Origin of the sequence: Thauera sp. GDN1, from assembly GCF_029223545.1 — a bacterium.
Lineage (GTDB): Bacteria > Pseudomonadota > Gammaproteobacteria > Burkholderiales > Rhodocyclaceae > Thauera.
Genome location: NZ_CP097870.1, coordinates 1,795,973 through 1,814,915, shown reverse-complemented (window position 1 = coordinate 1,814,915; position 18,943 = coordinate 1,795,973). Strand labels below are relative to the sequence as shown.

General features: G+C 68.1%; 17 protein-coding genes and 1 pseudogene. 8 read left to right on the top strand and 10 right to left on the bottom strand.

Going from position 1 to position 18,943, the window contains the following annotated elements; genetic code table 11:
• Positions 1–66 precede the first annotated feature (66 nt).
• Positions 67–1,338 carry a glycosyltransferase gene (locus tag CKCBHOJB_RS08285; protein WP_281051495.1) on the top strand — a complete coding sequence of 424 codons (1,272 nt, stop codon included), beginning with the start codon at positions 67–69 and terminating at the stop codon, positions 1,336–1,338.
• 271 nt (positions 1,339–1,609) lie between these two features.
• Positions 1,610–1,702 (top strand): annotated as a pseudogene (locus tag CKCBHOJB_RS08280) (transposase); the annotation flags it as partial.
• A gap of 51 nt (positions 1,703–1,753) precedes the next feature.
• Here CKCBHOJB_RS08280 and CKCBHOJB_RS08275 read toward each other — a convergent pair.
• The 4 genes from CKCBHOJB_RS08275 to acnB all read right to left on the bottom strand — a co-directional run bounded on the left by CKCBHOJB_RS08275 (position 1,754) and on the right by acnB (position 8,953).
• Entirely contained in the window at positions 1,754–2,743 is a 990-nt protein-coding gene (locus tag CKCBHOJB_RS08275) for a cytochrome-c peroxidase (RefSeq protein ID WP_281051494.1), read from the bottom strand.
• 413 nt (positions 2,744–3,156) lie between these two features.
• On the bottom strand, positions 3,157–4,647 hold the full coding sequence (locus tag CKCBHOJB_RS08270; protein ID WP_281051493.1) for a Fic family protein: 1,491 nt from the start codon (positions 4,645–4,647) through the stop codon (positions 3,157–3,159).
• Positions 4,648–4,761: 114 nt separating this feature from the next.
• Positions 4,762–5,640, bottom strand: coding sequence for an HD domain-containing protein (locus CKCBHOJB_RS08265; protein ID WP_281051492.1), 879 nt, complete (start codon positions 5,638–5,640; stop codon positions 4,762–4,764).
• A 715-nt stretch (positions 5,641–6,355) separates the two neighbouring features.
• A complete protein-coding gene (gene acnB, locus CKCBHOJB_RS08260; RefSeq protein ID WP_281051491.1) occupies positions 6,356–8,953 on the bottom strand; it encodes a bifunctional aconitate hydratase 2/2-methylisocitrate dehydratase in 2,598 nt (865 codons plus the stop codon).
• A gap of 286 nt (positions 8,954–9,239) precedes the next feature.
• On the opposite strand from acnB, the gene CKCBHOJB_RS08255 reads away from it, so the two are divergent.
• The 3 genes from CKCBHOJB_RS08255 (at position 9,240) to CKCBHOJB_RS08245 (ending at position 11,875) form a co-directional block, all read left to right on the top strand.
• Positions 9,240–9,629 carry a YchJ family metal-binding protein gene (locus tag CKCBHOJB_RS08255; RefSeq protein ID WP_281051490.1) on the top strand — a complete coding sequence of 130 codons (390 nt, stop codon included), beginning with the start codon at positions 9,240–9,242 and terminating at the stop codon, positions 9,627–9,629.
• A 103-nt stretch (positions 9,630–9,732) separates the two neighbouring features.
• Positions 9,733–10,116: a DUF6394 family protein gene (locus CKCBHOJB_RS08250; RefSeq protein WP_281051489.1), complete on the top strand. Its 384-nt coding sequence runs from the start codon at positions 9,733–9,735 to the stop codon at positions 10,114–10,116.
• A gap of 22 nt (positions 10,117–10,138) precedes the next feature.
• On the top strand, positions 10,139–11,875 hold the full coding sequence (locus CKCBHOJB_RS08245) for an NAD-binding protein (RefSeq protein WP_281051488.1): 1,737 nt from the start codon (positions 10,139–10,141) through the stop codon (positions 11,873–11,875).
• 102 nt (positions 11,876–11,977) lie between these two features.
• Here CKCBHOJB_RS08245 and CKCBHOJB_RS08240 read toward each other — a convergent pair whose 3' ends face one another.
• Entirely contained in the window at positions 11,978–12,196 is a 219-nt protein-coding gene (locus tag CKCBHOJB_RS08240) for an RNA-binding S4 domain-containing protein (RefSeq protein ID WP_281051487.1), read from the bottom strand.
• Positions 12,197–12,290: 94 nt separating this feature from the next.
• On the opposite strand from CKCBHOJB_RS08240, the gene CKCBHOJB_RS08235 reads away from it, so the two are divergent.
• Positions 12,291–13,199, top strand: coding sequence for a DUF4922 domain-containing protein (locus CKCBHOJB_RS08235; protein ID WP_281051486.1), 909 nt, complete (start codon positions 12,291–12,293; stop codon positions 13,197–13,199).
• Positions 13,200–13,243: 44 nt separating this feature from the next.
• On the opposite strand, the gene CKCBHOJB_RS08230 is transcribed toward CKCBHOJB_RS08235, so the two are convergent.
• From CKCBHOJB_RS08230 to CKCBHOJB_RS08210, 5 genes are all read right to left on the bottom strand, one after another.
• Positions 13,244–13,603 (bottom strand): YkgJ family cysteine cluster protein, encoded by a 360-nt coding sequence (locus CKCBHOJB_RS08230; protein WP_281051485.1) that lies wholly within the window; start codon positions 13,601–13,603, stop codon positions 13,244–13,246.
• Between the two features lie 129 nt (positions 13,604–13,732).
• Entirely contained in the window at positions 13,733–14,062 is a 330-nt protein-coding gene (locus CKCBHOJB_RS08225) for a YkgJ family cysteine cluster protein (protein ID WP_281051484.1), read from the bottom strand.
• Positions 14,055–14,813, bottom strand: coding sequence for a UPF0149 family protein (locus CKCBHOJB_RS08220; protein ID WP_281051483.1), 759 nt, complete (start codon positions 14,811–14,813; stop codon positions 14,055–14,057). The genes CKCBHOJB_RS08225 and CKCBHOJB_RS08220 overlap by 8 nt, the downstream gene beginning before the upstream one ends.
• Before the next feature lie 54 nt (positions 14,814–14,867).
• On the bottom strand, positions 14,868–15,560 hold the full coding sequence (locus tag CKCBHOJB_RS08215; protein WP_281051482.1) for a methyltransferase domain-containing protein: 693 nt from the start codon (positions 15,558–15,560) through the stop codon (positions 14,868–14,870).
• A 75-nt stretch (positions 15,561–15,635) separates the two neighbouring features.
• Positions 15,636–16,697 (bottom strand): tRNA-dihydrouridine synthase, encoded by a 1,062-nt coding sequence (locus CKCBHOJB_RS08210; protein WP_281051481.1) that lies wholly within the window; start codon positions 16,695–16,697, stop codon positions 15,636–15,638.
• Between the two features lie 184 nt (positions 16,698–16,881).
• Between CKCBHOJB_RS08210 and rpmE the strand changes: the two genes are divergently transcribed.
• Both rpmE and CKCBHOJB_RS08200 read left to right on the top strand, forming a co-directional pair.
• Positions 16,882–17,100, top strand: coding sequence for a 50S ribosomal protein L31 (gene rpmE, locus CKCBHOJB_RS08205; protein WP_281051480.1), 219 nt, complete (start codon positions 16,882–16,884; stop codon positions 17,098–17,100).
• A gap of 179 nt (positions 17,101–17,279) precedes the next feature.
• Positions 17,280–18,938 (top strand): hypothetical protein, encoded by a 1,659-nt coding sequence (locus CKCBHOJB_RS08200; protein ID WP_281051479.1) that lies wholly within the window; start codon positions 17,280–17,282, stop codon positions 18,936–18,938.
• The last annotated feature ends 5 nt before the right edge of the window (positions 18,939–18,943 follow it).

Here is an 18,943-nt window from a genome sequence, read left to right as displayed (position 1 = left end):
CTGGGCCACGACCGGTAATTTTCGCCGCCGGGGGCACTGAAGTGGGACCTGCCCGAGCCTTGACCCATGCGCATCCTCTTCCTCCATCAAAACTTCCCCGGCCAGTTCAAGCACCTGGCGCCGGCGCTGGCCGTCGCCGGGCACGAGGTGGTGGCGCTGCCCATGCGCCGGGGCGGGCCCAGCATCTGGCAGGGCGTGCGCGTGTTGCCCTACTGGCCCGCGCGCGGCTCCGCGCCGGGCGTGCATCCGTGGCTCACCGACCTGGAGACCAAGGCGGTGCGTGCCGAGGCCTGCGCGCGGCACATGATGCGCCTGCGCGACGCCGGCTTCGTGCCCGACGTGGTGGTCGCCCACCCCGGCTGGGGCGAGGGCCTGGGCGTGAAGACAGTGTGGCCGGCGACGCGCCTGGGCCTCTACTGCGAGCTGTATTACCAGCGCACCGGGGCGGACGTCGGCTTCGACCCCGAGTTCGCGCAGGCCGACGCGCTCGACGCGATGCGGCTGCGCTTCAAGAACCTCAACCACGACCTGCACTTCGAGCTGGCCGACGCGGCGCTGGCACCCACGCGCTGGCAGGCCAGCACCTTCCCCGAGCCGTTCCGCCAGCGCATCCACGTGGTGCACGATGGCATCGACACCGCGGCGCTGCAGCCGCGCGCCGACGCCTGCTTCACTTTGCCCGACGGCCGCGTGCTGACGCGGGCCGACGAGGTGGTGACCTTCGTCGCCCGCAACCTTGAGCCCTACCGCGGCTTCCACATCTTCATGCGCGCCTTGCCCGAGCTGCTGCACCTGCGCCCGCGTGCGCAGGTGCTGCTGGTGGGGGGCGACGGGGTGAGCTACGGGACGCCGCCGGCGGACGGTCGCAGCTGGCGCGCGGTGCTCACCGAAGAGCTGCGGCCGCGGCTGTCACCCGCCGACTTGGCGCGGGTGCACTTCCTGGGGCAGCTGCCATACCCGCAGTTTGTCGCCATGCTGCAGGTGTCCTCCGTGCACACCTACCTGACCTACCCCTTCGTGCTGAGCTGGAGCCTGCTCGAGGCGATGAGCCTGGGCTGTGCCATCGTGGCCAGCGACACTGCGCCGGTGCGCGAGGTGATCATCCAGGGCGACACCGGGCGATTGGTCGACTTTTTCGACCCGACTGGATTGGCGCAAGGGGTCTCAAGCCTGCTCGACAGCCCCGCAGAGCGGCAGCATCTCGGCCATGCAGCGCGGGCCCTGGTCCGCGCCCGCTATGACCTGAGCGCGATCTGCCTGCCCGCACAGATGGCTTGGGTAGCGCACCTGCACCTGGAAAACCGCCGCCCCGGTTTGCCCGTTTCGGAGCGGCGGTAGCTGCGACCCGCCAGCTCAACCGCCCACCGGCGAGCGGACGCGGTGACCGCTTAGCTAGGAGAGAGCTGCGGTTTAGGGACAATCGCTCCGGGAACTCCGACTCACTGGATAATAAGAGCAGCGATCCGGAGTTTTTCGGTTCTTGATTAGAAACGATGTTCAGCAAATCGCACGGGCGGTAGTAGCATGCCTAGACTGGATATTTGTACAGTTTTTGTACTTAAAGGTTAGCCATACCAATAGAGTGAATCCAGTTTCAACCGGGCTGTCGATGCGCGAGCTTCCTAAACGCTACGGAACCGAAGCGTCGTGCGAGGCCGCTTTGGAGCAGGCGCGCTGGCCGGTGGGGTTTCGGTGCCCGCGCTGGAAAGGGCCCCGCATCGCCTCGCAGCGAAGGGGCCCCCTGCGGCATTATTTACTGCCAGGGATTCGGCGTCTCGTTGGTCGAGGGCGGCAGCAAGGGCATCACGAAGGTCGGCTGGTCGCCAGTCAGCGTCTTGAGGAAGGCGACGATGTCGCCGATCTCCTGCTCGCTGTACTTGCGGCCCAGCTGCAGGCGACCCATGGTCTCCACCGCCTTTTCCAGCGACTCGGCCTCACCGTCGTGGAAGTACGGATAGGTGAGCTCGACGTTGCGCAGCGTCGGCACCTTGAAGTTCATGCGATCTTCGTCCTTACCCGTGACGCCGGCGCGGCCTTCTGCCGTGTTCTTCGTCTTGTAGGGCTCGAACAGACCCATCTTCTGGAACGAGGTGCCGCCCAGCGCCGGACCGTTGTGACAGGCGACGCAGCCGCTTTCCTTGAACAGGTTGTAGCCGGCGAGTTCGCGCTCGCTCAGGGCCTTGTCGTCGCCCTTGAGCCAGTGGTCGAACGGCGAGTTCGGCGTGACCAGGGTTTCCTCGAAGGCGGCGATCGCCTGGGTGATCTTGTCGATGTCGATGCTGGCCGAGCCGAACACCGACTTGAACTCGGCGACGTAGCCGGGAATGGTGCGCAGTGTGCCGACGGCGAGGTCATGGGTGAACGCCATCTCACCGGGGTTGGCGATCGGACCACCCGCCTGCTCCTTAAGGTCGGCCGCGCGGCCGTCCCAGAACTGCGCCACCGCCAGGCTGGAGTTGAGCACGGTGGGTGAGTTGATCGGACCCTGCTGCCACTTGTCGCCGATCGAGGTCTTCAGGTTGTCGCTGCCGCCCATCGACAGGTTGTGGCAGGAGTTGCAGGAGATGAAGCCCGAGCGCGACAGACGCGGATCAAAGTAAAGCTTCTTGCCCAGCTCGACCAGCGCGGGGTTGGTAACCTTGCGGGGCTCGATCGGCTGCACCGGTTCGTCGCGAACGGTGGCGGCCCACGCTGTGCCTGCAAGGCTCAGCGCGACTGCAAGTGCACTCATCTTGACCTTCATGACGTAGCTCCTTAGTGGCGAATTGCGCGCCCGACTGCTTGACATGGCCGATAGGAGACAGGGCAAGAATGAGTCGGCCGATAAGCGTGTTCTCGAGTAAAGTGAGGGTGAAGAGGCGAATGGAACATTCACTTCGACGCCCCGATGCGGAGCGCGCCGACCGTCGCAAAAGGGTCGATACCACCAGTTCGATGAAACAGGGGCCTGCCGCTCGACGGCCCTGAGCGCCGTACGGCAGCTGTCGGCAGCACTACCGTCGCTCAATCGGCGCAGGCTGGCCGGCAGCTGAGGCCGACAAGCTGATTTTCCTATCCGACACGCCTGACCCGCCGAACTCGAAAAATCATCACGACACTCGAATTTTCCTCACAACATCGTACTTTCGCAGCATTCGAGTCGAAAAGCACGAAAACCTACCCCTCGTCGGCCCCCTCCCTCGCGATGAGCCCAAACGACTCGCGCACCACTTCTTCAACACGGTCCAGCACCTCGGCAGGCAGATGGAAATACTGCTTTCGCCGCCTCGCAGAGAGCCGTCCCTGACTCGACTGCGCCATGCGGATCAAGGCCGACAGGTCCTTCCGGGGCAGATCGAACTCTGCGTCCAGTTGCACGAAGGCCTTGTCGTAGCCGCTCAGCCACGCCAGTTCGCGGGGGATCTCGTCCTCCACGGCTTGCTGGATCATGCGGTGCAGGAAAGCCACTTCCCTGCTGGCGTCGAAGAACCGGTAGGCTCTGCTCCCCGGATGCGCCGTCACATGCGGAGCCTCCTCGGCGCGCACGTAGCGCCAGAGCCGCGTCACCGGCTGGGAGAAGGCCGAAAGCACCTCGAGGTAGCTCGGGATGTTCTTCAGGACGACGGCGGACACGGGCACCACCGTTCCTGTCGGCAGCAGCCCCGAGCGCGTCAGCACGTGGTGGATGAGAAACCGGTGCAGGCGCCCGTTGCCATCCATGAAGGGGTGCAGGTAGACAAAGCCGAACGCGGCGGCTGCCGCCTTGACCAGTACATCGGTACAGCGTTGGTCATCGTTGATGAAGGCCTCCCAGCCCCTCATCGCGCGCGCGAGTTCGGCCTGCGGCACCGGAAAGAAGGTGACACGGCCGGTGGCGTCCTCCAGCCAGTTCTGCCTTGTCCGGTAGGAGGCTTCCTGACTGTAGACATCGCGCACGACGGCGTTCTGCAAGCCCACCAGCCAATCCTCGGTGACCTGCATCGTTTCGCCGGCACGCCGGAGCAGTTGAACGAAGCGCTCCTGCTTGTCCGAGCTCGGATGCTCGCGCTCGATCTCGAAGCTGCTGCGGGTCTCTGAAAGGTACAGGTAGCTCAGCGCGCGCTCATGGAGCGACGGGTCCGTCACGGACGCCAGGGTCTCGCGGGCCTTGTCGAGGAGTTCTGGCAACGAAGGCGCGCTCGGCAGCGCCGCGCGCCTCACCACCGGGGAGAAGTCGGCCGTTCCGAGTGCGTTGTTGCGCACGCGGAACTTGCGGTCGTTGGTGGGCTGCCCGGCGGTGACGTAATCGTCCGCAGGAAACAGGTCGACGTAGCCTCCCGCCGGCAAGGCCTCTGCCGGGAGTTCCTGTCCCGTCAGCCACTCCCAAAGATGGCACGCCCGCCGGATGTGCGCGCCGTTGGGCGCCGCGCTCAGCCGGGCCAACAAGTCCTGCGGCGGGAGATGCTCGAACAATGCGTCGATCACCTCGAGATTCACGCCCTCATGGCGCAGGGCAAACTCGAGATGCCCGACCAGCGTGTCCTCGATGGCGACGCCGCGCGGGAAGAGGACGCGGTCGGCCGAATTCACTCGCCGATTGACTGAACCGCTGATCTCCGCCGGCTTCGCCAACGGTCGGACGGCCAGAGAGAGTCGGCTGATGAGTTGTGCGTAGCCAATCGTCGCCATCGGATCCTCGAAATCTGTTCGCTCGACTCGAAATTTCTTAACGGACGTTGGTCTTTAAAACATTCTATTCGAAAATTTGTTGTTAGCGCCGATCAATCAGCACTGCCGAACAGGTCACGCCACACGGCTCTTCGCTTCGGCGAGCTCCAACACCGCCGCCAGGTCACGCCTCAATGCCACCTCCAGCGCCGCCGGCACCCGTCCGCCAAAGGCCTCAACCAACTCCGCGTAGTACCACAGCGATCCATCCTTGCCTCCCGTGAAGCGCGTCCATACCGATTCACCGATCTCCGTCAGATCAAGCAGGATCGCCTGCAGGTTGGCCAGCTTGTCGCAAGCGGAGACGAGAACGCCCTCGCCTTCCGCCGCGCGCAGGTGGGCGAGGTAGAACTCCTTCCGCTCACGCCAGGGGCTTTTCTGCCCTTGGGCATCGGGCAGGCCATCGGTACAGAACTGCACGAGGTCGAGGACCTGGCCACCAAAGGCGTCGCGGATAGGCTCGGCCCACTGCGGACCACCGTCTTCGAGGACGTCGTGCAGCAGCGCGGCGATGACTTGGTCCTCGTTGCCACCGTAGCGTTGAACCAAAGTCGCCACCGCAACCGGGTGCGTAATGTACGGCAATGGCAAGCCAAGAGCGTTCTCGGTCCCTTTGCGGATCTGGCCCGCGTGAGCTTCGAGGGCGAGCGACAGGGCGGTGTCGAACTTCTGCGTCATGAAATGGGCTCCTGAGTGGTCGTTTTTTCGATTGGCATTTTCCGACATCCAAGGCTCGCCCGGTGCGCCCGCTTCGGTATGCTCTCCGTATTTCACCGAACGGTCTCCCCCATGAACCGCAGCGAACGCTTCTACAGGATCGATCAGTTGCTGACCGCCCGGAAGGTGGTCAGCCGACAGGAACTGCTCGATGAGCTCGAGCGGTGAGCCGCCAGCAGGTGTCTGCGCGCGATGCAGAGCTCCCGACTGCCGGAAAGCTCCGCGTGGCGGCCGCATTCCTCGCCTCCGTGCTCGGTCACTACCGTGTCGGCCCTGACAAGCACCCTCACCGTCTCGCCAATTAACCGCCATCGCACGCCGTAGCGATTGTGGTCGAGTTCGATACAGCCCTATGACCCCTCTCGTTTCTGCACCGCGATCAGGTACGCTGTCTTCAACGCGATCGCGTCGTCGAGAGCATGGTGTCGCCGCAGCCCCTTCGTGTCGAAAACGAGCTCGACCGCTGGGCTATCGAACTCCACGAACCGCTGATCGAGGGCGTGTGGCCAAAGGTCCATGCGATCTGTGAACAGACTTTTGAAGGCGGGCTCGTCGTACCAGAGGCTATCCGTGTAAATCATCGCAGGACGCCCGAGAGAGTGGATCCACGATCTGACGGCCCACCTGATCAGCTGATCCGTGGCGCGCTGCTCTCGAGGGCCGAGGAGCGGCAGGACTGACTCGCGAACGAAGTGAGAGCAGTCTTCGGTCGTCCATCCGTCTGAGCGCTCGAGGTAAAGCGCTTCGCCCGTTTCCGCGACAAGTGCGAAAGAGATCAGGCGGGGGGGAGTCGAAGGACGTGAACTCGGTGTCGAGGAAAAGCGGGACGAATCCCATCGTAAGCACCCGCAGGAGTGCGCCCATGCTGGGCGCACAAAACAAAAACCCCCACCAGTAACGACGGGGGTTTTCAGGCGGCTAACTCGCCTTATTTTTTAGACACTTTGGAGCCTTAAACCTCCACAGTGTCAGCAACGGAGCGGAATTCCTCGATCTGGTCGAAGTTCATGTAGCGGTAGATGTCGGCGGCCTTCTTGTTCACCACCTCCACCTGCGCCATGTACTCCTCGACCGACGGAATCTTGCCCATCAGCGCGCACACCGCGGCCAGCTCGGCCGAACCCAGATAGACGCGGGTGTCGATGCCGAGGCGGTTGGGGAAGTTGCGGGTCGAGGTCGACATCGCGGTGCTGCCCTTGCGGATCTGCGCCTGGTTGCCCATGCACAGCGAGCAGCCCGGCATCTCCATGCGGGCGCCGGACTTGCCGAGCACGCCGTAGTAGCCTTCCTCGTTGAGGATCATCGCGTCCATCTTGGTGGGCGGGGCGATCCACAGGCGGGTGGGGATGTCGGACTTGCCGTCCAGCACCTTGCCCGCGGCGCGGAAGTGGCCGATGTTGGTCATGCACGAGCCGATGAAGACTTCGTCGATCTTGTCGCCTGCGACTTCGGACAGCAGCTTGACGTCGTCCGGGTCGTTCGGGCAGGCGACGATCGGCTCCTTGATGTCGGCGAGGTCGATCTCGATCACGGCGGCGTATTCGGCGTCGGCGTCGCCCGACAGCAGTTCGCCGTTGGCGATCCACTGTTCCATGGCCTTGATGCGGCGGCCCAGGGTGCGCTTGTCTTCGTAGCCGTTGGCGATCATCCACTTCATCAGCGTGATGTTCGAGTTCATGTACTCGACGATCGGCGCCTTGTTGAGGTGGACCGTGCAGCCGGCGGCGGAGCGCTCGGCCGAGGCGTCGGTGAGCTCGAAGGCCTGTTCGACCTTCAGGTCCGGCAGGCCTTCGATCTCGAGGATGCGGCCGGAGAAGATGTTCTTCTTGCCCTTCTTCTCGACGGTCAGCAGGCCCTGGCGGATGGCGTAGAGCGGGATGGCGTTGACCAGGTCACGCAGGGTGACGCCCGGCTGCATCGTGCCCTTGAAGCGCACCAGCACCGATTCCGGCATGTCGAGCGGCATCACGCCGGTCGCGGCCGCAAAGGCCACCAGGCCGGAGCCGGCCGGGAACGAGATGCCGATCGGGAAGCGGGTGTGGCTGTCGCCGCCGGTGCCGACGGTGTCGGGCAGCAGCAGGCGGTTGAGCCAGGAGTGGATGACGCCGTCGCCCGGGCGCAGCGACACGCCGCCGCGGGTGCTGATGAAGCTCGGCAGCTCGCGGTGCATCTTGACGTCGACCAGCTTCGGGTAGGCGGCGGTGTGGCAGAAGGACTGCATCACCAGGTCGGCCGAGAAGCCGAGGCAGGCGAGGTCCTTGAGCTCGTCGCGGGTCATCGGGCCGGTGGTGTCCTGGCTGCCGACGGTGGTCATCTTCGGTTCGCAGTAGGTGCCCGGGCGGATGCCCTGGCCTTCGGGCATGCCGCAGGCGCGGCCGACCATCTTCTGCGCCAGCGAGAAGCCCTTGCCGCTGTCGGCCGGGGCCTGCGGCAGGCGGAAGAGCGTCGACGGCGGCAGGCCCAGGGCTTCGCGCGCCTTGGTGGTGAGGCCGCGGCCGATGATCAGCGGGATGCGGCCACCGGCGCGCACTTCGTCGAGGATCACCAGGGTCTTCAACTGCGATTCGGCGATCGCGGCGCCGTTCTTGAGCGCGGTGACCTTGCCGGAGACGTGGTCGACCTTGAGCTCGATCTCGTCGCCCATGTCCATCTGCCCGGCGTCGATCTCGATCGGCAGCGCGCCGGCGTCTTCCATGGTGTTGAAGAAGATCGGGGCGATCTTGGAGCCCAGGCACACGCCGCCGAAGCGCTTGTTCGGCACGAAGGGGATGTCTTCGCCGGTGAACCACAGCACCGAGTTGGTGGCGGACTTGCGCGAGGAGCCGGTGCCGACCACGTCACCGACGTAGGCGACCAAGTTGCCCTTGGCGCGCAGATCTTCGAGGAACTTGACCGGACCACGCACGCCGGCTTCTTCCGGGGTGATGCCCGGACGCGGGTTCTTGAGCATGGCCAGCGCGTGCAGCGGGATGTCGGGGCGCGACCAGGCGTCCGGCGCCGGCGAGAGGTCGTCGGTGTTGGTTTCGCCGGTGACCTTGAACACGGTGAGCTTCTGCGAGGCGGGGACTTCCGGGCGGCTGGTGAACCACTCGGCGTCGGCCCACGATTGCATGACGGCCTTGGCGTTGGCATTCCCGGCGGCGGCCAGTTCCTTGACGTCGTGGAAGTAGTCGAACATCAGCAGGGTCTTCTTGAGACCCTCGGCGGCAACCGCGCCCACTTCGGCGTCGGCCAGCAGGTCGATCATCGGCTTGATGTTGAAGCCGCCCAGCATGGTGCCGAGCAGTTCGGTGGCCTTGGCGCGCGACACCAGGGCACAGGCTTCCTCGCCCTTGGCGAGCTTGGCGAGGAACTCGGCCTTGACCTTGGCGGCGTCGTCCACGCCGGCCGGCACACGGTAGGTCAGCAGCTCGACGAGGAAGGCTTCCTCGCCGGCGGGGGGATTCTTCAGCAGTTCGACCAGTTCGGTGACCTGCTGCTTGGAGAGCGGCAGCGGCGGGATGCCGAGGGCGGCACGTTCGGCGACATGGGCACGGTAGGCTTCAAGCACGGCGACTTCCTCACTATCTAGTGGCGGTGATCGGAAATCCGACCGGGGGTCGCCCAGCCGGAACGGTGGCTATTATATGTCTTTTATAAGACTTGCGGTGCAGTGCACCACCCGGACTTGCCATCCGGGAAAATCCGCCCGATTTTACTCCCGCTGCCGGCACTTGGGCGCATCGGCGTCCAAGGGAAGCGCATCTTCCCGATCGCTGCATCGCGACTGCCAGCGCTGCTGCCGGCTGTAGGCATGCGCGCGTGGCGGCAGACCGGCGAACGGCTACACTTTCGGCATGAAACCCGACACCCCCTGCCCCTGCGGCTCCGGACGCGTGTTCGCGCAGTGCTGCAGCCCCGCCCTGTCCGGCACCCGCCCCGCGGCCACCGCCGAAGCGCTGATGCGCTCGCGCTACACCGCGTTCACGCTGCGCGACAGCGCCTACCTGCTGGCGAGCTGGCACGCCAGCACGCGCCCGCCCACGCTCGACCTCGACGAGACACCGGCACCGAAGTGGATCGGCCTGCAGATCCGCGCGCACCGCCCGCTCGACGCCGACCACGCCGAGGTCGAGTTCGTCGCCCGCTACCGGGTCGGCGGCCGCGCCCAGCGCCTGCACGAGACCAGCCGCTTCGTGCGCGAGGACGGGCGCTGGTACTACGTGGACGGCGACATCCACGACTGAGGCCCGCGCCGCGCCGGGCGCCCCGGTGCCGACGACAGCGGCACCGGGGCGCGCATAATTCCACTGCCGCCGCACGCCACGAACCCGCCACCGAAGGCCAATCATGAACCTCGAAAAAGTCATCTTCGGTTTCTTCATCGTGCTCGCCGCCACGCTGAACTTCGGCTTCTTCGTCGGCGACATCGAGAACCCCGCGCACCACGACGTCTATGAGTTGTTCGCGGCACTGGTCGTCAGCCTGATCGCCACCGTGCTCAAGTTCGGCGACCGCACGCAGATCGGTGCGGTGCATCTGTCGACGAGCCTGGTCGCCGACCTCCAGCTCTTCGCCGCAGCCCTCGTCTGGGGCTACGCCGCGCACGTGTCCGCCGGCGGCCTGACCCCGGAGATGACCGCGCGCGTGGTCTCGCTGTCGGGCGGCGCCCTGTTCGCCAACGTGGTTTCGGTGATCATCCTGATCGCCGAAACCATCATGCAGCGTCGCTGACCGAAGCTCCGAGGCTGCCGCCGTGCAGGCCCTGGCCCGCCACCACAGCGTCTTCTTCCTGATCCTGCGCCGCCTGCGGGCGCCGCTGATCCTGCTCATCGTGCTGTTCGCGATCGCGGTGCTCGGGCTCACCCTCGCGCCCGGGCCGGTCGTCGACGGCAGGACGAGCTACCTGAGCTTCTTCCACGCCTTCTATTTCATCAGCTACACCGCCACCACGATCGGCTTCGGCGAGATCCCCTACACCTTCTCGGACCAGCAGCGGCTGTGGGTGATCTTCAGCATCTACCTGTCGGTGATCGGCTGGGCCTACACGCTCGGCTCGGTGTTCGGCCTGCTCTCCGACCGCAGCCTGCGCCAGGCGATCGCGGTGCAGCGCTTCGTCCGCCAGGTGCGCCGGCTGCGCGAACCCTTCTACCTGGTCTGCGGCTACGGCGAGACCGGCCGCCTGATCTGCGAGGCGCTCGACCGCATGGGCCTGCGCGCGGTGGTGGTGGAGATCGACGAAGGCAAGGTCGGCGAGCTCGACCTGCACGCCTACGCCGCCGACGTGCCGGCGCTGTGCGCGGACGCCGGCAATCCCGAGACCCTGCGCTTCGCCGGCCTCACCCATCCGAGCTGCATCGGCGTGATCGCGCTGACCAACGACGACGCCACCAATCTCGCGGTCGCGATCAGCGCCCGCCTGCTCGCGCCGCGCGTGCCCGCGCTGTGCCGCGCCGAGCACGACGCCACCGCCGACAACATGGCCTCCTTCGGCACGCGCCACATCATCAACCCCTTCGAGCGCTTCAGCGAGGCGCTCGCGCTCTCGCTGCACGCACCGAAGGCCTCGCAACTGATGGACTGGCTCACCGGCGTGCCCGGCACCGAGGTCGAGCAGCGCCGCGACCCGCCGCACGGGCACTGGATCCTGTGCGGCCACGGCCGCTTCGGCCGCCAGATGCTGAGCGCGATGGATTCCGAAGCCGTGCCGGTGACCATCATCGACCTCGACCCCAAGCCCGACGGCGTGCACCGCTGGGTCCAGGGCGACGGCACCGGTGCCAGGGCATTGCTCGAGGCGGGCGTGGAGCACGCGACCGGCATCGTGTGCGGCACCAGCTCCGACACCGACAACCTGTCGATCGCGGTGACCGCGCGCGAGCTCAACAAGGCGCTGTTCGTGATCGTGCGCCAGAACCACGAATCGAACCGCGCCCTGTTCGACGCCTACGATGCCGACATCACCGTGGTGCCGAGCCGGGTGATCGGCCACGAGTGCCTGGCCATCCTCAGCACGCCGCTGCTGGTCCCCTTCCTCGACGAGGTGCGCGCGCGCGACGAGGACTGGTGCGGCAGCCAGCTCGCGCGCCTGACCGGCCGCCTGGGCTGGCGGGTGCCGGAGATCCGCAGCGAGCGCATCAACCTGAGCCGCGCACCGGCGCTCCACCGCCGGCTGATGCGCGGCGAGACGATCACGCTCGGCATGCTGCTGCGCTCGCCTTCGGATCGCGAGCGCACGCTCGACTGCGAAGTGCTGTTCCTCGAACGCGACGACGACGACCACCTGCTGATGCCCGCGGCCGCCACCCGCATCCGCGCCGGCGACGAGCTGCTGCTGGCGGGCCGGCGCGCGGCGCTCAACGACGTCGGCCTGATCATCGCCAACGAACACACGCTGGCCTACATCCTGAGCGGCGAGGACCTGCCGGGCGGCTGGATCTGGGAGCGGCTGTCGCGCCGCAAGCAGGTCCCGTCACGCGCACCCCTGCCCTGAGACGCGCCAACGCTGCCCGCACGCACAGCCGGTGCTGAGCACGGCAACGGCGCGCAGCAGCCGGCGATGCGTCCGCCCTCGCCCGCCCACCGGGCTGACCGCCTACTCGCCAGCGACCAATTCGATCTCTTCCGCGCCGAAACGGACGCGCTGGCCGGGCCGCAGCTTCGCGCGCTTGCGGTTCTCCACCGCGCCATCGACCCGCACCTGCCCCTGCTCGACCGCCGCATGGGCCGCCCCGCCCGAGTCCACCAGTCCCGCGGCCTTCAACAACTGGTCGAGCTGGATGTATTCGCCCCGCACCGCAAACTGCACCGCCATCGCCATCTTCTCCCGTCAGCCTTCGCATGGGCCGCAGCTCGACGTGCCTGCAGCCGTGTCAGAATGGCGGCCATTCTCGCCTGCCCGCTCCAGCATGACCAGCACGCCAGCCTGCCCCGCCCCCACCTGTACCCACCACGCCGTCTCCAGCCTGCTCGACCGCGCCGACGAGGTCATCCGCCGCGCCCTGGAAAGCGGTGCGCTGCAGCCGATCCGTACCGAGCAGTGCTGGCTGGACGACGACGGTTTCCGCTTCTCGGTGCGCTGGGTGTCCTCGCTCGCGCTCAAGGACCGCGCCCGCGTCGACACCGTGATCCGCCGCCAGCCCGGCTTCAACCCCTTCCTGCCGCCGGAACCGGCGCTGACCGTGGCGGCGCTGGGTGACACCCATCTGGTGGTGCTGAACAAGTTTCCGGTGATCGACCGCCACCTGCTGATCGTGACCCGCGCCTTCGAGGATCAGCGCTCGCCGCTGTCGGAGACGGATTTCGACGCCCTCGCGACCATCATCACCGCCCACGGCGGACTGGGCTTCTACAACGGCGGCCGGATCGCGGGCGCCAGCCAGGCCCACAAGCACCTGCAGTGGGTGCCCGAGAGCGCCGCCACGCTCGACGCCTTCATCCCGGCACAACTGCCGCCGTCCGGCGAGGAAGCCTTCGCCAATCCCGCGCTGCCGTGGGCGCACGCCTTCGTGCGCCTCGACCGCGCCCCGGATGCCGCCGCGAAACTCGGCGGCGCAGCGCTCGCAGCCGCGTTCCGCGCCGCCTGCGCCGCACTCGACCTGCCCTGCGCGACCGACCCGATGCCGCCCTACAACCTGCTGGTGACCCGCGAGGCGCTGCTGCTGGTGCCGCGCTCCGAAGAGAAGTGGCAGGACGTCTCGGTCAACTCGCTGGCCTATGCCGGCTCGCTGTTCGTCCGCGACCGCGAGCAGATCGAGCGCCTGCGCGCCTGCGGTCCGCTCGCGGTGCTGGCCGCGGTGGGGCGCGCACCGGCCTGAGCGCTCCCCGTGCGCCCGGCGCCGGCGCGCGGGCGGCGCGCGATTCAGGCCGCGCGCGGCAGCGGGGTGCGCGGCAGCGGCGGCAGGCCGATGGTCGCGCGCAGCTCGTCGCACTTGGGATTGGGGGTGCCGTCCTCGAAATACACAGGGAACTCGCGACACGGCGTCGGACGCTGGTCGTAGATCGTGCATGCCACCTGCTGGCCCACGGTGCCCGACAGCGCCGAGCAGCGACGCGGCACCTGGTTGCTGCCCTTCATGCAACGCATGTTGTGGTTCAGCTTTTCCGTCATCTCCGCCGGCACGAATCCCCCCGGCGCGTCGTCCGCCTCGGCCCAGTAGAACGAGATCCGGAAATGCGTGCAGCAGATGCCGCAGTCGAGACAGGGATTGAAGCCTTCCATGATGGAAATATTGGCCGAGAAAGTTGAAGGGGAGCGGATTCTATCCGCTCCCCTTCACGCTTTGAATCCCTTTTTAATCAATCGCCTGCAAACATATTCGAGGAAATGCTCAGGGGCGTCGTCGGCCCCTCACAGGGGCGGCAGCCCATGGCGCCGGCGCGCGCGATCGCAGGCATCGTCGCCGATGCCGAGCGCGGCATAAGGGGCGAATTCGCGACAGGGCGAAGGCCGGCAGGCGTACAGGCCGCAGCGCACCGACACGCCGATCTCGCCCTCCAGCGCCACGCAGCGCGGCGCGGCCTCGTCGGTGCCGCGCATGCGCACCAGCGTGGCGGTGACCGGCACCGTCAGCGCATCCGGCACGCCGCCGGGCGTGCTGCTGGCGAGCTCGGAGGGGTGGAAATCGACCCGGAAGGCCGCACAGCAGGCGCCGCAGCGCGTGCAGTGATCCTCACGCATCCGCCTGGCCGCTCTCGGCGCCGCAGCACTTCTTGTACTTCTTGCCGCTGCCGCAGGGGCACGGGTCGTTGCGTCCCGGGGCGGCGGCGGCGGGCTTGCGCGGCGGCTCGGTGGACAGCGGCGCCACCGCCGGCAGGCCCATGTCGCGCCAGTGGGCGAAGATGTCGTTGGCGGCCTCGCCGACCGCCGCCAGCCAGCCGAGGCGGGTCTCGTCGTCGGCCTTGGCGGCATCGTCCTCGCCCCACGGGGCGAGGACCTCGTCCAGCGTCTCGCGCACCGCCTCGACCGCTTCGTCGTCGAGACCTTCTTCCCAGCCCTCCGGCCACAGATCCAGGCCCTGCGCGAAGCCGTCGATCCAGGCCTCGCCGAGCTTGAGCCCGTCGCCTTCGGCAACCGCGAAGCAGAACGGCTCCCAGCACGCCTCGTCCTCGTCGTCGAGGCCCATCGTGGCGAGCAGTTCGTTGTGATAGGCCTTGACCAGGCGGATCGCGCGCTGCAGCCCGGTGCCCGAGCCGAAGCCGATCTCGTCGCCGTGCGCGGACCACACGCCCGGCATCCAGCGCTCGGGCGGGATGGGCCGGGGCGAGATCAGCACGCCGGCGAGGTAGCCGTCGAGCATCTCCAGGTCCATGCAGTCCTCGGGCACGATGTCCGAGGTGAGGATTTCCTCGAGCGCCTCGAAATCGTCGTCGCTCAGCAGCTCGACCTTCAGCGACGGGTTATCGACGGGGGTTTCGGGGGCGTTGTTCATGGCAGTCTCCTTAGATCGGCGCCAAGGGTGGCCCAAGCGGCCACCGCGGGCAAGTCAATTCTTCGTGACCGCATCGGCGGCGGACAGATCGACGCCGATGCGGTACAGGGCCTGGCCGGAATCGCGGTATTTGCGCTCGAAGGGCGTCAACGGCACCTCGGCCTCGAAGCACGCCCAGGCCACCGGACGGCCGATCACCTCCTGCAGCGCGACCGCGAACTCCTCGATGTAGACCTGCCAGTTGCTGCGGCATTCCAGCACCCCGCCCAGCTTCGCGATCCACGGAAACACCGGATGCGCGTGCCAGCGCCGGCCGAGATGGCCGATCTTGGGCCAGGGGTTGGGGTAGAGCACGTAGTGACGCGCCAGGCGCAGGCCGGCCTCGTCGAGCAGGCGCCAGAAATCGACCAGGTCGGCACGCACGAACACCATGTTCTTCGGCAGCAGGGCCTCGGGGTAAGGCTTGCGCCGGGTGAGCCGGTCCTCGGACTGGTCGACACCGATCACCCAGTGGTCCGGATACTGGCGCGCGATCTGGATCGTGCTGTGCCCCACGCCGCAGCCGGCGTCCAGGATCAGCGGCGCCTTGCCGTCCCAGCCGGCGAGCGCGGCCTGCAGCGCGGCGCGGTTGTAGTCGGTGAAGGGTTTGCGGAAGGGTGCGGCGAGATGCTTGCGCACGCGCTCGACCAGGGCGTCGTGCACGCCCTGCTGTGCGCTTTGCGGAATACGGGAATTGGCGTAACTCATCGTGTTTCCAGATTGGTGTGGGCGGTGGCTGCGTCCAGCGCCCGGCCCCGCCGGCGTCGCGGCGCCAGGCTGCACTCAGGCCGCGCGCGCCAGCGCATCGTCGAGGTCGGCTGCCGCAGCCGGTGCGCGGCCCCGCGTCGTCCCCCGCACGGGGGTGACGTCCGGTTCCTGCGCCGCCGGCACGCCGTGAGCGCGCAGCACCCCATCCACCTCGGCCAGCGTGCGCAGGCCGCGGATCGCCGCGAACAGCGCCTGTGCGCCAGCGTAGTTGCGCGCGAGCAGGTGCAGCCACTGCTTGATGCGTCCGGGCGCGTGGCGCGGCTCGACCTTGCGCTGCACCCGATCGCGGAACTCGCCGAGCAGCGGCAGCACGGCCTGCCACTCGACGGCGCGCTCGTCGGGATCGGGGGTCGCCAGATGTCCGGCACGGATGCGACGGGCAAGGAAGGGGTCGGCGACCGCGCCGCGCCCGAGCATCACGTCGGCGACGCCCGAAACCGCACGGCAGCGCATCCAGTCGGCGGCGGTCCACACCTCGCCGTTGGCCACCACCGGCACGTCGACCGCCTCGTCCACCCGCGCCACCCACTCCCAGTGCGCCGGCGGGCGGTAGCCGTCGAGCTTGGTGCGCGCATGGACGACGAGCAGCCCCGCGCCGCCATCGACCAGCGCCTGCGCGCATTCGGTCGCCCGCCCCGGGTCGCGCACGCCCAGGCGCATCTTCGCGCTCAGCGGCACGCCGGGCGGCAACGCGCCGGCCACCGCGCGGGTGATGCGAAACAGCAGTTCCGGCTCGTCGAGCAGCACGGCGCCGCCGCGATGGCGATTCACCGTCGGTGCCGGGCAGCCGAAGTTGAGGTCGATCCCCGCCGGGCGCAGGCGGGCGAGCCGCGCGGCGTTGACCGCCATGCACTGCGGATCGGAGCCGAGCAACTGCACGCGCACCGGCGTCCCCGCCGCGGTCGTGCTGCCGTTGTCCAGCTCGGGCGCGATGCGGCGAAAGAAGCGGTCGGGCAACAGCGTGCCCGACACGCGCGCGAATTCGCTGACCGCGTGGTCGTAGCCGCCCGGGCGCGTCAGCGTCGCGCGCAGGACGTCGTCGAGCAGGCCTTCCATCGGCGCAAGCAGCAGTCGCACCCTTTTCCTCCACCGCGAGCGCGGTCGCTATCCATACAGGGGCGCGATTGTACTGCGACCGCCGCCGCGATCCCGCAGTTTTGCGGCCCTTTCCCTTGCGTGCCGGCACGGAGTGCAGGATAATTGCGCGCTTTACTACACAGGGCGGTCACATCCGCCGCCCGCCAGATTCCAGGAAGCCATCATGAAAGCGGACATCCATCCGAAGTACAACGAAGTGAACGTGACCTGCTCCTGCGGCAACACCTTCACCACGCGCTCCACCATGGGCAAGCCCCAGTACCACGTCGAAGTGTGCTCGGCCTGCCACCCGTTCTACACCGGCAAGCAGAAGATCGTCGACACCGCCGGCCGCGTCGAGCGCTTCCGCCAGAAGTACGGCAACGTCCAGCGCGCCAGCTGATTGGACGGGGGCCCGCAGGACGGGCCCCGAGATCGCGGCGACGCCGGACACGGCTCCAGGCAACGCTCCCCGCGATCACCCGACGAAAAGGCAGCCCCGGCTGCCTTTTTTGTTGCGCGTCGTAAACCTCGACCGCATGACGCTTGGCCTGCGGTGCCGGTCCGCCGCAAAATGCCCCCATGATTCGCGAGCCCGCAACTCCCACCCTGTTCCAGCGCCGCATCTACGGCACGGTCGGCCTGACCGTGCTGGTCGCGCTCTACCTGCTCGTCGGGCTCACCGCGCACGACCCCTGGCGCGGCGACGACGCGCGCTATTTCGGACCCGTGCTGGCGATGCTGCGCGGCGAGTCCTGGCTGTTCCCGATGCTCGCCGGGCAGCCGCTCACCGAATACCCGCCGCTGTACTTCTGGACGGCCTCCGCCTTCGCCTGGCTCGGCGGCAGCGTCCTGCCCGTGCACGGCGCCGCGCGCCTGGCCAGTGCCTTCTTCGTCGCCCTCGCGGTCTTCTTCCTCGCGCGCGCCACCGAAACCCTGCACGGTCGCCCGGCACGCACCCCGGGCGCGCTGCTCGCGCTGGGCGCGCTCGGCCTGGTCCTCCATGCGCACGAGACCCAGCCCCTGCTCGCGGTGTTCGCGATGCAGGCGCTGGTGCTCAGCGGCCTCGCCGAGATTCCCGGCCGCCCGCTGGCGGGCAGCCTCAAGGCCGGCATCGGCAGCGCGCTGGCCTTCCTGGCCGGCGGCTTTGCCGGCCTGCTCGTCACCGCACCGCTGCTTCCGCTCGTCCTCCTGTTCAGCCGCGAATGCCGCACGCCGCGCGCGAGCGGTGCCCTGCTGCTCGGGCTGTGCATCGCCCTGATGCTCGCCGCGGCCTGGCCGCTGGCGCTGCAGATGCTGCATCCGGAGCTGTTCACGCTGTGGCTGCGCGCCGAGTGGCTGCGGCTGGCCGGTCCGGCGCTCGACGCCCGCGAGCTGAGCGAACTGCTCGAGCTCGCCGGCTGGTTCATGTGGCCGCTGTGGCCGCTCGCCCTGTGGGCGCTATGGCGCGCGCGCCGCACGCTCGGCGCGCTGCCGACGATGCTGCCGGTGCTGAGCGGCGTGCTCGCGCTGAGCTGGCTGGTGGCGGGCGGAGACCTGTCGCAGGCGCGCTTCCTGCTGCTGATTCCGGCGGGCGCGCTGCTCGCCACGGCCGGCGTCACCACGCTGCGCCGCGGCGCCGCGAGCGCCTTCGACTGGTTCGCGCTGATGAGCCTGGCGGTGTTCGGCGTGCTGGTCTGGCTGGCATGGATGGCACAGGCGATCGGCTGGCCGCCCGGCCTCGCCCGCCACGTGGCCCGCAACGCGCCGGACTTCGCGCTCCCCGACGGCAACTTCCAGCTCGTCGCCGGGCTCGCGATCAGCGCACTGTGGGTCCTGCTGGTCGCGCGCCTGCCGCGCTCGCCCGCGCGCGCGCCGGCGAACTGGGCGATCGGGCTGGTGATGCTGTGGTGCCTGGCGGTGGTGCTGCTGATGCCCTGGTTCGACCACGGCCGCAGCTATCGCTCGGTGGTGGCTTCGCTCGACATCGCAGTGCGCGGCGAACGCAGCGAACAGCCCACGGCCTGCATCGCCACCACGGGGATCCCCGACGCGATGCGGGTCTCGATGGATTACTTCGCCGGCCTGCGCGCGCAGCGCGTCAGCGCCGACGCCACGCCCTGCCCGCTGCTGCTGGTGCACGCCGAACGCCTGCGCCCCTCGGGCAGGCTCGCCCCCGAATGGGAAACGGTGTGGGAATTCCGCCGCGGCGCCGGCAAGCGCCAGGAGACCTTCCGCCTGCTGCGGCGCGCGACGCCCTGAGCGGC